Source organism: Kitasatospora sp. NPDC096140 (assembly GCF_040303045.1).
Lineage (GTDB): Bacteria > Actinomycetota > Actinomycetes > Streptomycetales > Streptomycetaceae > Kitasatospora.
In genome coordinates this window covers 121343-134097 of the sequence record NZ_JBEOUW010000020.1, presented here as the reverse complement: position 1 = coordinate 134097, position 12755 = coordinate 121343, and the positions used below count along the sequence as shown (strand labels likewise).

Annotated in this window: 12 protein-coding genes; 7 read left to right on the top strand and 5 right to left on the bottom strand. The window is 73.8% G+C overall.

Annotated elements, in window-relative coordinates:
* Positions 1-111: 111 nt before the first annotated feature.
* Positions 112-1092 (top strand): Acg family FMN-binding oxidoreductase, encoded by a 981-nt coding sequence (locus tag ABT048_RS22070; RefSeq protein WP_350523150.1) that lies wholly within the window; start codon positions 112-114, stop codon positions 1090-1092.
* 36 nt (positions 1093-1128) lie between these two features.
* Here ABT048_RS22070 and ABT048_RS22065 read toward each other — a convergent pair whose 3' ends face one another.
* On the bottom strand, positions 1129-2853 hold the full coding sequence (locus tag ABT048_RS22065; RefSeq protein ID WP_350523149.1) for a sensor histidine kinase: 1725 nt from the start codon (positions 2851-2853) through the stop codon (positions 1129-1131).
* Positions 2854-3051: 198 nt separating this feature from the next.
* On the opposite strand from ABT048_RS22065, the gene ABT048_RS22060 reads away from it, so the two are divergent.
* On the top strand, positions 3052-4095 hold the full coding sequence (locus tag ABT048_RS22060) for an alcohol dehydrogenase catalytic domain-containing protein (protein ID WP_350523148.1): 1044 nt from the start codon (positions 3052-3054) through the stop codon (positions 4093-4095).
* A 119-nt stretch (positions 4096-4214) separates the two neighbouring features.
* On the opposite strand, the gene ABT048_RS22055 is transcribed toward ABT048_RS22060, so the two are convergent.
* Positions 4215-4619, bottom strand: a complete 405-nt coding sequence (locus tag ABT048_RS22055) for a hypothetical protein (protein WP_350523147.1) — start codon at positions 4617-4619, stop codon at positions 4215-4217.
* 290 nt (positions 4620-4909) lie between these two features.
* Here ABT048_RS22055 and ABT048_RS22050 point away from each other — a divergent pair, with 290 nt between their 5' ends.
* The 4 genes from ABT048_RS22050 to ABT048_RS22035 are packed head-to-tail and all read left to right on the top strand — an operon-like array spanning position 4910 to position 9165.
* Positions 4910-6187, top strand: a complete 1278-nt coding sequence (locus tag ABT048_RS22050; protein WP_350523146.1) for an ABC transporter substrate-binding protein — start codon at positions 4910-4912, stop codon at positions 6185-6187.
* A complete protein-coding gene (locus tag ABT048_RS22045; protein ID WP_350523145.1) occupies positions 6184-7116 on the top strand; it encodes a carbohydrate ABC transporter permease in 933 nt (310 codons plus the stop codon). Before ABT048_RS22050 ends, ABT048_RS22045 begins: the two co-directional genes overlap by 4 nt.
* Entirely contained in the window at positions 7113-7946 is an 834-nt protein-coding gene (locus ABT048_RS22040; protein WP_350523144.1) for a carbohydrate ABC transporter permease, read from the top strand. The genes ABT048_RS22045 and ABT048_RS22040 overlap by 4 nt, the downstream gene beginning before the upstream one ends.
* A gap of 34 nt (positions 7947-7980) precedes the next feature.
* Positions 7981-9165, top strand: coding sequence for an ABC transporter ATP-binding protein (locus ABT048_RS22035; RefSeq protein ID WP_350523143.1), 1185 nt, complete (start codon positions 7981-7983; stop codon positions 9163-9165).
* Positions 9166-9180: 15 nt separating this feature from the next.
* Here ABT048_RS22035 and ABT048_RS22030 read toward each other — a convergent pair whose 3' ends face one another.
* Positions 9181-9564: a hypothetical protein gene (locus tag ABT048_RS22030; RefSeq protein ID WP_350523142.1), complete on the bottom strand. Its 384-nt coding sequence runs from the start codon at positions 9562-9564 to the stop codon at positions 9181-9183.
* Positions 9565-9746: 182 nt separating this feature from the next.
* On the bottom strand, positions 9747-10937 hold the full coding sequence (locus ABT048_RS22025) for a CopD family protein (RefSeq protein ID WP_350523141.1): 1191 nt from the start codon (positions 10935-10937) through the stop codon (positions 9747-9749).
* 185 nt (positions 10938-11122) lie between these two features.
* Between ABT048_RS22025 and ABT048_RS22020 the strand changes: the two genes are divergently transcribed.
* Positions 11123-11422: a hypothetical protein gene (locus tag ABT048_RS22020; RefSeq protein WP_350523140.1), complete on the top strand. Its 300-nt coding sequence runs from the start codon at positions 11123-11125 to the stop codon at positions 11420-11422.
* Between the two features lie 65 nt (positions 11423-11487).
* On the opposite strand, the gene ABT048_RS22015 is transcribed toward ABT048_RS22020, so the two are convergent.
* Positions 11488-12666, bottom strand: coding sequence for a class I SAM-dependent methyltransferase (locus tag ABT048_RS22015; protein WP_350523139.1), 1179 nt, complete (start codon positions 12664-12666; stop codon positions 11488-11490).
* Between the last annotated feature and the right edge of the window lie 89 nt (positions 12667-12755).

Sequence of the window (12755 nt, the reverse complement as noted above, 5' to 3'; positions counted from 1 at the left end):
CCGGGCCCGAACCCGACCCCGTCCGGGCCCCGGAGACGGAGCCGAACGGCCCAAGCGGCGCGCCGGCCCCCGGCCGCATGCTGGAGGTGATCCATCTCCCTGGAGGCGGCCATGCCCACCCTCACCCTCGACGCCCCCGCGCTGGAGAAGCTCGTCTCCGCCGCGGTGGCGGCACCCTCGATCCACAACAGCCAGCCCTGGCGCTTCCGGCTCCAGCCGGACACCTCGACGCTGGAGGTCCGGGCCGACCCCAGCCGGGCCGTCCCGGCCGTCGACCCGCAGGGCCGGGCGCTGCACATCTCCGTCGGCGCGGCCGTCCTCAATCTGCGGGTCGCCGCCCGCCACCTCGGCTGGGCGCCCGAGGTGAGGCTGCTCCCGGACCCGGCCGAACCCGGACTGCTGGCCGCCGTCGAGCTCGACACTCCGGCCGGCGCACCGGTGCCGGGCACCGAGAAGCTGTACGAGGCGATCTGGCGCCGCCACTCCAGCCGCACCCCGTTCACCGGCGAGCCCGTTCCCCCGGCCGTCCTGGACGAACTGGCCACCGCCGCCCGGTCCGAGGACGCCCTGCTCCACCTGCCCGACCACGCGGAGACCGCCCGACTGCTGCACCTCACCGCCGAGGCCGAGCGCCGCAACACCACCGACGAAGCCCAGCGCACCGAGAGCCGCAGCTGGATCCGCAGCGGCGAGGCACCGCCGTACGGCATCCCGGTCGGCGCGCTCGGCCCCCAGGACGCGGCCGGCCGGCTGCCGATGCGCGACTTCTCCGCCATCCACGCCGACGAGCACCGGGCCCCCGCGCGCTTCGAGGCCGAGCCCCGCATCGCCGTCCTCGCCACCGAGCACGACGCCCCGCGGGACTGGCTGCAGGCCGGCCTCGCCCTGGAACACGTCCTGCTCGCCGCCACCGTCCACGGCGTCCGCGCCTCCCTGCTGCACCAGGCCATGGAGTGGCCCTACCTGCGCTGGGAGGCCCGCGACCCGCACCGCGGCCCCGGCCACGTCCAGATCCTGATCCGCCTCGGCTACGGCCCCGAAGGCGCCCCGACACCCCGGCTGGCCCCGGGCGAGGTGCTGGACCGGCCCTGATCCCGGAGCCCTGGGACCCGGCGTTGAAGACGGACCCTAGGACAGCGGAACCCGCCAGACCAGCTCGGTGCCGCCCTCGGGGCGGGCCCGCGCGGTGAAGGCGCCGCCCAGGGCGGTGGCGCGGTCGGCGAGGTTGGCCAGGCCGCTGCGGCGGCCGCCCTCGGGCAGGCCGACGCCGTCGTCGGTCACGGTGACGGTCACGTCCGGGCCGGCCGCGATGGTGGCCTCGACTGTGGTCGCCTTCGCATGGCGGGCCGCGTTGGACAGCGCCTCCTCCAGGACGGCGACGGCCGCGTCCGCGACCTCGGCGGGCACCGTGACGTCGAGCAGGCCGGTCATCCGCAGGGCCGGCGCGAAGCCGAGCGAGCGGGCCGCGCGGTCGACCACCTCGACGACGCGGCTGCGCAGTCCCTCCGCCGCCGGGCCGCGCTCGCGCAGCCGTAGGCCGAAGATGGTGGCGCGGATGGTCCGGACGGTCTCGTCCAGGTCGTCGATCGCCCGCAGCACCCGGTCGGCCGCCTCGGGGTGGTCGATGAAGCGGGTCGCGCCCTGCAGGGTCATCCCGGTGGCGAACAGCCGCTGGATGGCCAGGTCGTGCAGGTCGCGCGCGATCCGGTCGCGTTCCCGCAGCAGCGCGACCTGCTCGGAGTCCCGGCGCCGCTCGCCCAGTTCCATGGCCACCGCCGCCTGCCCCGCGAAGCCCAGCAGCGGCCCGGACCCGCCCTCCTCGAACAGCGCCGCCCCGGCGGCCCTGGCCAGCATCAGCACCCCGCGGATGCCGCGCTCGGCGGTCCCGACGGGGACGGCCACGGCCGGGCCGAGGCCCTCCCAGCGCGGCGGCCCGGCGGTGATCCTCGGGTCCCGCCGGACGTCGGGACTGACCACCAGCCCGCCGGTGCGCACGGCGGAGCCGACGAACGACCCCTCGACCGGCAGCACCAGACCGCGGTGCTCCTCCGCACGCAGCCCGACGGCGATCCGCACCTCCAGCTCGCGGGCCTGCGGCACCGGCACGGCGAACACGGCGAGGTCCGCGCCGGCGATCTCGGCCGCCCGGGCGAGCAGCAGGTCCAGCACCTCCTGCTCCGCGCTGCCCGAGAGCAGGCTGCTGGTCACCTCGGCGCTCGCCTCCAGCCAGCGCTGCCGCTGCCGGGCCCGGGCGTACAGCCGGGCGTTGTCGATGGCCACGCCGGCGGCGACGGCGAGGGTGGCGAGCACCGCCTCGTCCTCGGCGTCGAAGTCGTCGCCGCCGCGCTTCTCGGTCAGGTAGAGGTTGCCGAACACCTTGTCGCGGATCCGGATCGGCACGCCCAGGAAGGTCCGCATCGGGGGGTGGTCGGCCGGGAAGCCGTAGGAGGCCGGGTGGTCGGAGAGCCGGGAGAGCCGCAGCGGCTCGGGGTGGCGGATCAGCTCGCCGAGGATGCCGTGCCCGGACGGCAGGGCGCCGATCAGCGCGACCTGTTCGTCGGTGACCCCGACCGGGATGAACTGCGAGAGGCGCTGGTCCTCGCCGATCACCCCGAGCGCGCCGTACTCGGCGTCCACCAGGGTGACGGCCGCCTCCACGATGTGCTGCAGCACCTGGGTCAGCTCCAGGTCGCGCCCGACGGCCAGCACCGCCTCCAGCAGGCTGTGGACGCGGTCGCGGGTGCCGCGGGCGGCGTCCAGGCGGGCCTGGAGTTCGTCCAGGAGCTCGTCCAGCCGCAGCTTCGGCACGGGGGCGCCCGGCTGCGACGCACCGGCCTCCGACGCGCTGTCCAAGGGAACCTCCCTGGCTCGCCCCCGATGGCCCACGGACCAGCGTAGGCGCGCGGCCCGGGCCGCGTCGGGCGGAAGGGGGGTCCAACGGCCCCGTCGGAGCACCCCAACGGCCCCCTGGCGGCGGGTGGGGCCGCGGATGACGCTGGAAGGGCGAGCGGGACCGCCACGGCTCCGCCGTCCGAGAGGAGCGACCGCAGCATGAAAGCGCTCACCTACCACGGACCCGGCCGCCGCACCTGGGGCGACGTCCCCGACCCGGTCGTCCGCGACCCCGAGGACGCCGTCGTCCGGGTGGACGCGGTCACCATGTGCGGCACCGACCTGCACATCCTCAAGGGCGACGTCCCGGAGGTCGAGGAGGGCCGCGTCCTCGGCCACGAGGCCGTCGGCACCGTCACCGAGACCGGGCCGGGCGTGCGCACCGTCGCACCCGGCGACCGCGTCCTGATCTCCTGCATCTCCGCCTGCGGCCGCTGCGCCTACTGCCGCGCCGCGAGCTACGGCCAGTGCACCGGGGGCGGCGGCTGGATCCTCGGACACCTGGTCGACGGCTGCCAGGCCGAGTACGTCCGCACGCCCTTCGCGGACACCTCGCTGTACAAGCTGCCCGACGGGGTCCGCGACGAGGACGCGCTGCTGCTCGCCGACATCCTGCCCACCTCGTACGAGGTCGGCGTGCGCAACGGCCGGGTCGGGCCGGGCGACACCGTGGCGATCGTCGGCGCCGGGCCGATCGGGCTCGCCGCGATCCTCACCGCCCGGCTGTACAGCCCGGCCCGCATCATCGCGGTCGACCTCGCGCAGAGCCGCCTGGACGCCGCCAAGCGCTTCGGCGCCGACACCACCCTGACCGTGGCCGAAGCCACCCCGGAGGCCGTCCGGGGCCTGAGCCGGGACGGGCTCGGCGTGGACGTCGCGATCGAGGCGGTCGGGGTGCCCGAGTCCTTCGAACTCTGCACCCGACTGGTGCGCCCCGGCGGCCGGGTGGCCAACGTCGGCGTGCACGGCAGGCCCGCGACGCTCCACCTGGAGGACCTCTGGATCCGCAACGTCACCGTCACCACCGGCCTGGTCGACACCCACAGCACCCCGATGCTGCTCGACATGCTGGCCGTCGGCCGACTGGACGTCGGGGGTCTGGTCACGCACCGGTTCGGCCTCGGCGAGATGCAGGACGCGTACGACGCCTTCGCGGACGCGGCCGGCACCGGGGCGCTCAAGGTCGCCCTCTTCCGGACCTGACCCGCCTCCCTCCGTCGACTCCCGCCCCGTCCCGGCCACGCCGAGTGCCGGGCGTGGGCAGGGCACGCGCCGCCGCCCCGGAAGCCCGTTCCGGGGCGGCGGCGCGAGTCGCGAGGGGCTCAGCCCGTGATCGCCTTCATGGCGGCGGTCATCGTCGCGGCCATCGTGGAGGTGCCGTTGTAGGAGCCGACGGTGGCGTCGTTGAGGGCGTTGACGATGTCGTCCCCGGCGACCTGGTTGTTGTCGCCGACGATCACCGTCCCGTAGTTGCCGCCGGTGGCCTGGGCGGCCTCCATGGCGCCGGTGGCGACCCCGGCCGTCGTCCCGCTCGCGCCGTTGTGGGAGCCGACGGTGGCGTCGTGGCCCGCGTTGATGATGTCGTAGCCGGCGACCTGGTTGTTGTCGCCGACGATGACCGTCCCGTGGTTGCCGCCGGAGACGACCTCGGCGCTCGCGGCGGTCGGCACGGCAGCCAGGCCGGCGGCGGCGAGCAGGATCAGCGTCCGGGTGAGGCGACGGTTCATGGGTGTTTCTCCGCTTCTGTCGGTTTTCGTCCCCGGTCGGGGCGAAGGCGACAGTAGGCGTCGCCCCCCGGGGCGGCGGGCGATGGTCCGCCGCCCGTGGCGTGTCGGACCCGGGCGGAGGATTCCCGGTCGCCACGACGCACCGCCCCGGGTGGCGGCCTCGTGCGCCGCGGCCGGTGACCCCGGCCGGGGTTCACCCGTCCGGATGGCCGGCGGCGCGGCACGCCGGGGAGCGGCGGTGGCGCAGGGCTAGGGTCGGCGGGGCCGGTCCGCCCCACCACGGGAGAACGATGCCGAGGGTCCCCAGTCTCCGCTCACGGTGGGCGAGTGCCGCCGCCGGGCTGGCCGTCGTCGCGTCCGCCCTGACGGGCTGCGGGAGCAGCGGGCAGAGCGGCCAGGCCACCCTGAACTGGTACAACTTCCCGGACGACTCGGGCGCCCTGCAGCAGGCCGCCGACCGCTGCGGGCAGCAGTCCGGCGGGCGCTACACGATCCGCTACAACAAACTGCCCCGCGGCGCGGACGGCCAACGCCAGCAGCTGGTGCGCCGGATGGCCGCGCACGACACCGACGTGGACATCCTGGGCCTCGACGTCACCTGGCCCGCCGAGTTCGCCGAGGCCGGCTGGATCCACGAGTGGACCGGGCAACTGCGCGACCGGGCCACCGCCGACACCCTCGACGCGGCGGTGCGCACCGCCACCTGGCAGGGCCGGCTGTACGCCGCGCCGTACAACTCCAACACCCAACTGCTCTGGTACCGCGACGACCTGGTGCAGACCCCGCCCGGGACCTGGGCCGAGATGCTGGCCAAGGCGGACGAGCTGGCCCGCGCCGGCAAGCCGCACTACGTGGAGATCCAGGGCGCCCAGTACGAGGGACTCACCGTCTGGTTCAACACCCTGATCACCAGCGCCGGAGGCTCGATCCTCACCCCCGACGCGCAGGCCCCCTCGCTCGGGGCGCCCGCGGTCACCGCCGCCACCGTGATGCACGACCTGGCGACCTCACCCGCCGCCGACCCGTCGCTGCCGAACCAGATGGAGGACCAGAACCGGCTCGCCATGGAGTCCGGCACGGCCGCCTTCGAACTCAACTACCCCTTCGTCTACCCCTCGATGAAGGCCAACCAGCCCGAGCTGTTCCAGCACTTCCGCTGGGCCCCGTACCCCGCCGTGATCCCCGGCCGCCCCGCCAGCGTCACCATCGGCGGGATCGACCTCGCGGTGGGCGCCTACAGCCGGCACCCCGACCTCGCCTTCGAGGCCACCCTGTGCCTGCGCGACCGGGAGAACCAGCTGACCAACGCGCTGAAGGGCGGCCTCCCGCCCTCCCTGCGCAGCCTCTACCAGGCGGCGGAGCTCACCCGGAGCTACCCCTTCGCCGCGGACGTGCTCGCCGCCCTGGACTCCGCGAGCATCCGGCCGAAGACCCCGGCCTACCAGAACGTCTCCATCGCGATCTCGCACACCCTCTCCCCGCCCGCCGACATCCGCCCGGAGAAGGACGTGGCCGACCTCCACGGGCAGATCCAGGACGCCCTCGGTTCGAAGGGGCTGATCCCGTGACACCGTCCACCGCCTCCCGCGCCACGGCCGGCAAGGCCCCGGCCGGGCCGTCCCGCGGCGCCCGCCAGGAACGCCGGCTCGGCCTGCTGCTGTGCGCCCCCGCGGTCGTCGTGATGCTCGCCGTCACCGCCTACCCCATCGGCTACGCCGTCTACCTCTCGCTCCAGCGCTACGACCTGCGCTTCCCCGAGCAGGCGCACTGGGTCGGGCTCGCCAACTACGGCGCGGTGCTGAGCTCGCCGTACTGGTGGCAGGCGCTCGGCGTCACCGTGCTGATCACCGTCGTGTCGGTGGCCGTCGAGCTCGTCCTCGGTCTCGCCCTCGCCCTGGTGATGCACCGCGCCGTCTTCGGCCGCGGCACCGTCCGCACCGCCGTCCTGGTGCCGTACGGGATCGTGACCGTCGTCGCCGCCTACTCCTGGCAGTACGCCTGGACACCCGGCACCGGCTACCTCGCCGCCCTGCTGCCCGAGGGCAGCGCCCCGCTGACCGAGCAGTGGCCCGCCATCGGCCTGATCATCCTCGCCGAGGTGTGGAAGACCACCCCGTTCATGGCCCTGCTCCTGCTCGCCGGACTCGCCCTGGTGCCCGACGAGACCGTCCGGGCGGCGATGGTGGACGGCGCGAGCTTCGGGCAGCGGCTGCGCCTGGTGATCCTGCCGCTGATGAAGCCGGCCATCCTGGTCGCCCTGCTCTTCCGCACCCTGGACGCCTTCCGGATCTTCGACAACATCTACGTGCTGACCGGCGGTTCCAACGGCACCGGCTCGGTGTCGATCCTCGGCTACGACAACCTCTTCACCGCGCTCAACCTGGGCATCGGATCGGCGATCTCCGTCCTGATCTTCGTCTGCGTCGCACTCATCGCCCTGGTCTTCGTCAAGCTGTTCGGCACGGCGACGCCGGGCGCGGAACCGGAGAGCCGATGAGCACCCGACACGCCCGGACGCTGACCGGCTGGGGCGTCGCCAACCTGGTCGTCGTCCTGTACGCGCTCTTCCCGGTGTGGTGGATCGTGGCGCTCTCCTTCAAGGACCCCGCCACCCTCACCGACGGGAACTTCGTGCCGCGCGAGTGGACCTGGGCCAACTACCGCGGCATCTTCCAGACGTCGGAGTTCACCCGGGCCCTGGTGAACTCGATCGGCATCGCGGTGATCTCCACCGCCATCGCCGTCGTCCTCGGCACCATGGCGGCCTACGCGGTGGCCCGGCTGCGCTTCCCCGGCAAGCGGCTGCTGATCGGCATCTCCCTGCTGATCGCGATGTTCCCGCCGATCTCGCTGGTCTCGCCGCTGTTCAACATCGAGCGGGTGCTCGGCCTCTTCGACACCTGGGCCGGGCTGATCATCCCCTACATGACCTTCTCGCTGCCGCTGGCGATCTACACCCTCTCCGCGTTCTTCCGGGAGATCCCGTGGGACCTGGAGAAGGCGGCCAAGGTCGACGGCGCCACGCCCTGGCAGGCGTTCCGGCTGGTCATCGCACCGCTGGCGGCACCCGGCGTGTTCACCACCGCGATCCTGGTCTTCATCTTCTGCTGGAACGACTTCCTCTTCGCGATCTCGCTGACCTCCACCACCTCGGCCCGGACGGTGCCGGCCGCCATCGCCTTCTTCACCGGGAGCTCCCAGTTCGAGCAGCCGACCGGCTCGATCGCGGCCGCCGCCGTGATCATCACGATCCCGATCGTGGTCTTCGTGCTGCTGTTCCAACGCCGCATCGTCGCCGGACTCACCGCCGGCGCAGTCAAAGGTTGAGACCGCCCCACCCGGCGGACCAGGAAGGCGGACCGTGGCCGAGATCGTCCTCGACGGCATCACCAAGCGCTACCCCGACGGCGCCCTCGCCGTCCGCGACGTCAACCTCACCATCGCCGACGGCGAGTTCGTGATCCTGGTGGGCCCTTCCGGCTGCGGCAAGTCCACCACGCTCAACATGATCGCCGGGCTGGAGGACATCACCGACGGCACCCTGCGGATCGCCGGGGAGGTCGTCAACGACCGCGCGCCCAAGGACCGCGACATCGCCATGGTCTTCCAGAGCTACGCCCTCTACCCGCACATGAGCGTGCGCGAGAACATGGGCTTCGCGCTGCGGCTGGCCAAGACCGACAAGGCGACCATCGCCGCCAAGGTGGAGGAGGCCGCCCGCATCCTGGACCTCACCCAGCACCTGGACCGCAAGCCCGCCAACCTCTCCGGCGGCCAGCGCCAGCGGGTCGCGATGGGGCGGGCCATCGTCCGCGACCCCAAGGCCTTCCTGATGGACGAGCCGCTGTCCAACCTGGACGCCAAGCTCAGGGTCCAGATGCGCACCCAGATCGCCGCGCTCCAGCGCCGTCTGGGCACCACCACCGTCTACGTCACCCACGACCAGGTGGAGGCCATGACGCTCGGCGACCGGGTGGTGGTCATGCGGGCCGGCGTCGTCCAGCAGGTCGGCTCGCCGCAGCACCTGTACGACGAGCCGGTCAACCTGTTCGTCGCCGGGTTCATCGGCTCGCCCGGCATGAACTTCCTCGGCGCCGCGCTGGAGGAGAACGCGCTGCGCACCTCGCTGGGCGCGCTGCCGCTGGACGACCGCACCCGGCGCGCCCTGGAGCGCGCGGACGCGCCCCGCGAGCTGATCGTCGGCATCCGCCCCGAGGACTTCGAGGACGCCGCCCTGGCCGAGCACACCGGCGGCGTCACCTGCACCGTCACCGTCGAGGTCCGGGAGTCCGTGGGCTCCGACGTGTACGTCCACTTCGCGGAGGAGGGCGGGCCGGCGCCGACGGAGGAACTCGCCGAACTCGCCGCGGACTCGGGCCGGGCCGACACGGGCATGCAGGAGCACCGCGTGGTCGCGCGGCTGAACACCGCGACCCGCGCCGCCGAGGGCCACCCGCTGGAGCTGTGGGTCGACACCGCCCGGATCCACGTCTTCGACCCCCGCGACGGCGCCAACCTGACCCACCCGGAGCGCCAGCCGGGGTGAGCCGGGCGGGGGCTGTTACGGGGTGCCGCCCTCCTGGCGGGCCATCCACTCCATGATGGCCCGTTCGGTGACGGCGAGGTCGTCGGTGGGGCTGAACTGCAGCAGCTCGGTTCCGGCGTCGACGTACGGCCGGTGGCCCGGCGGCTGGTAGAACGCGTCGCCGGCCTCGTACACCTCCTCGTGGTCCCCGAAGACGTAGCGCATGCGTCCGGCGATGACGTAGCCCCAGTGCGGGCAGTGGCACATCCCGCCGGGCAGTGCTTGCAGCGGACCGTCCAGGTCGGCCTCGGCGGCGAAGGAGACGAACTCGACCGTGTAGCCGTTCATCTCCGCGCGGCGGTCGGTCACCGGCCCGAACTCCTGGACCTGCGGCGCCGACTGCTTGGATACCTTGGGCATCGGTACGGCTCCTCCCGGTGGCAACCCCGAGACTTCCCCTCGTGTCGAGTCGACCACTTCGCGCCCCGGGCCGCATCCGGGCCGGACGCCGGAACGCGCGCCGCCGGTCCGGAGGAGGTCCGGACCGGCGGTGCGCGCGGGTGGGGTGCGGGTGTCAGGGCGCGGGTGTCAGGGCGTGGGTGTCAGGGCGCGGCCGGGGCGGCCGGCGCGCGGCGGGACAGCGCGTCGGAAGCCTTGACCGTGCCGTACAGGGAGACGGCGAGGGCGAGGACCAGGGCGGCGCCGGCGGCGAAGAGACTGCCGGAGGAGACGGCCTTGGCGCTGCCGGCCTCGGTACGGGCGGAGCCGGCGAGGAACGGCACGACCGCCAGCACCGCGACCCCGAGGACGACCTCGCCCCAGACGACCTTCGGGAAGTGGTGCAGCGTGAGGTGGCGGAGGGAGGCGGTGTCGTCGGCGCGGCGGGCCCGGGCGATGCGAGGCATCAGCCAGAACTGGTTGAAGGCGCCGGCGGTGACCAGGGCGAGGACGAGGAGGACCTTGACGAGCAGGGCGAGGCCGTAGCCGGTCGTCCACAGCTGGGACACCGCGCCGACGTGCTTCCAGGTGAGCCAGAGGCCGGAGACGACGACGGCGCCGACGCAGACCATGGCGACGAGGCTGAAACGGCGCCACAGGTCGGCCCACAGCGGGCCGGCCGCGTCACCGAGGCGGCCGCGGGCGCCGGCGAGGGCGACGAGCAGGGCGAGGCCGCCGAGCCAGACGGTGCCGGAGACGATGTGGACCTGGTCGAGGACGAGGTCGAGCCAGCGGTCGAGGTCGGCGGGCGCGGTGGTCGGGACGGCGGCGATCAGGGTGACGGCGAGGGCGGCCGGCAGGGCGGCGAGCGCGACGCGGTCGGTGTGGCGGCGGACGGCCGGGACGAACAGGGCGGTCAAGGCGGCGGCCGTGGCGAGCAGGACGGCGTTCTGGACGAGGTAGACCGTGCCCTGGGAGATCCAGGCGCCCTTGGCGGCGGGGGCCCGGAGGAAGTCCAGGATCCGGTCGGGGGCGAGGGCGTCGCCGAAGGGCATGCCCTTGCCGGAGCGGGCGACGCGGGCGGCGAGCTGGAAGTAGCCGGTGACCAGCAGCACCACGCCCGCCCAGGCGAGGTACACCGCCGATCTGGATCTCAGGACGGCCGCGTCGTGCGTGCCGTCCTCGCCGCCGGTGCGTTCGGCGGCCCGCAGGGACGGGAGGACGGTGGTGGCGTAGGTGACGGTGGTGCCGATGGCTCCGCTGAGGCCGATGAAGTAGCCCGTCTTGGTGAGGATCCGCCAGAGCTGGGGCGTGGTGTATCCGGCCGTGTTCGCGGCCAACAGCAGACTGTTCATGAGGGAAGGCTAGCCTTAGGAAGGTTAGCCTTCCCTCATTCTTGGCCCTCGGCTGTCCTATCGTCATGAATCCGTGATGAACCTTCGGGAACCGGTGTGGGTCGAGGTGCGTACGCGCCGGCGGGGGCGTTTCGTGGAAGCAGCGCGGGAATCGCGTCACGACGAGTCGGCAAGGGAGCGGTGACATGGCTGTGGTGATGTCGATGCGGTGGGTCGGGGCCACTCCGGAGCAGTACGACACGGTGCGTGACGAGGTCCGCTGGGAGGAACTCGAACCGGCGGGTGCGCAGCTGCACGTCGCCTGGTTCGACGCGCAGGGCCTGCACGTGACCGACGTGTGGGATTCCCAGCAGGCGTTCGAGACGTTCTTCGCCGAACGGCTGGCCCCGGCGGTCGAGAAGGCCGGCATCCCCGGCGCACCGGAGACGACGTTCAGCCCGCTCCACCGGCGCTTCGTCGTCCCGGGCGTCAGCGGCGCCGCCTGACCGGACCCGGCGGGTGCGGACGGCACACGGCGGGTGCGCCGTAGCCCGGCGCACCCGCGCGGGGGTCAGGGCCGGGCCTCCAGGAGGATGTTGAGCGGGGCGCTGTCCTCGGCGATCCGCCGCACCCGGGTGAGCCCGCCCGCCGCCAGGACCTCCCGCAGCCGGGCCTCGCCGGCCATCGTGCCGAGCGCGGCCGCGCCGGTCTGGGCGAGCGAGGACGGGGTGCACACCAGGGTGGAGATCGCGTAGCCGACGCGGGCGTAGGGATTGGCGAAGTCGTCGGCGAAGCGGTCGGCGGCCAGCGGCTCGACGACCAGGACGGCGCCGTCCGCCGCGAGGGCGGCCCGGGCGTGCGCCACGGCGGCGACCGGATCGCCCATGTCGTGCAGCGAGTCGGTGAAGGTGATCAGGTCGTAGCCGTCGCCGGGGTAGCCGGCGGCGTCGGCGACCTCGAAGACGGCCCGCCCGTCGAGCCCGGCCTCGGCGGCGGACGCCCGGGCCCGGGCGACGGCGGCGTCGTCGGGATCGAAGCCGACGACGGTGCTGCGCGGCCACCGCTGGGCGATCAGGATCGAGGAGAGGCCGTGGCCGCAGCCGACGTCGGCGACCCGGGCACCGGCGTCGAGCCTCGGCACGATGCCCTCGACGGCGGGGATCCAGGCGGCGATCAGGCCGTGCACGTACGCGGGGCGGGTGAAGCGCTCCTGCGCCAGGCCGAGGGCCGGGTGGTGCTCGCCCCAGCCCATGCCGCCGCCGGTGCGGAAGAAGCCCTCGACGCGGTCGAGGTCCGCCCAGAGCGCGATCAGGCCGGGGAAGACGCCGATCAGCGCGGTCGGGGAGCCGTCGTCGGCGAGGACGGCCGCGTACTCGTCGGTGAGGGTGAAGCCGTCCGTCGCCGGGTCGTGGTCCAGGTAGCCGGCCACGGCGACGCCGCGCAGCCACTCCCGGACGTAGCGCTCCACCAGGCCGGTGCGGGCGGCCAGTTCGGCGGACGTGAGCGGGCCGGCGCCGGCCATCGTGCGGAACAGGCCGAGCCGGTCGCCCAGCACGATCAGCGGTGCGGTGCAGTTGACGCCGAGCTCGCCGAAGACGTGGCCCACGGCGGCTTCGAGTCGGTCGGGGTCGACGGTCGGGGGCGTGGAACCGGTCGGCGACGCGTGTTCGGTCGGGGTCGGGGTCGGGGTCGGGGTCGGGCTCGGCGTTCCGGCTTCGGCCGGTGCTGCGGTTTCGGTGGCGGGTGCCATCTCGATCACCTCTTCGGAAGTGCTGGTGACCGAGAGGCGTGGGAAACCGCCTCACAGACTGTGGGACGGGCGCCCGCCGGGCCGTCGGG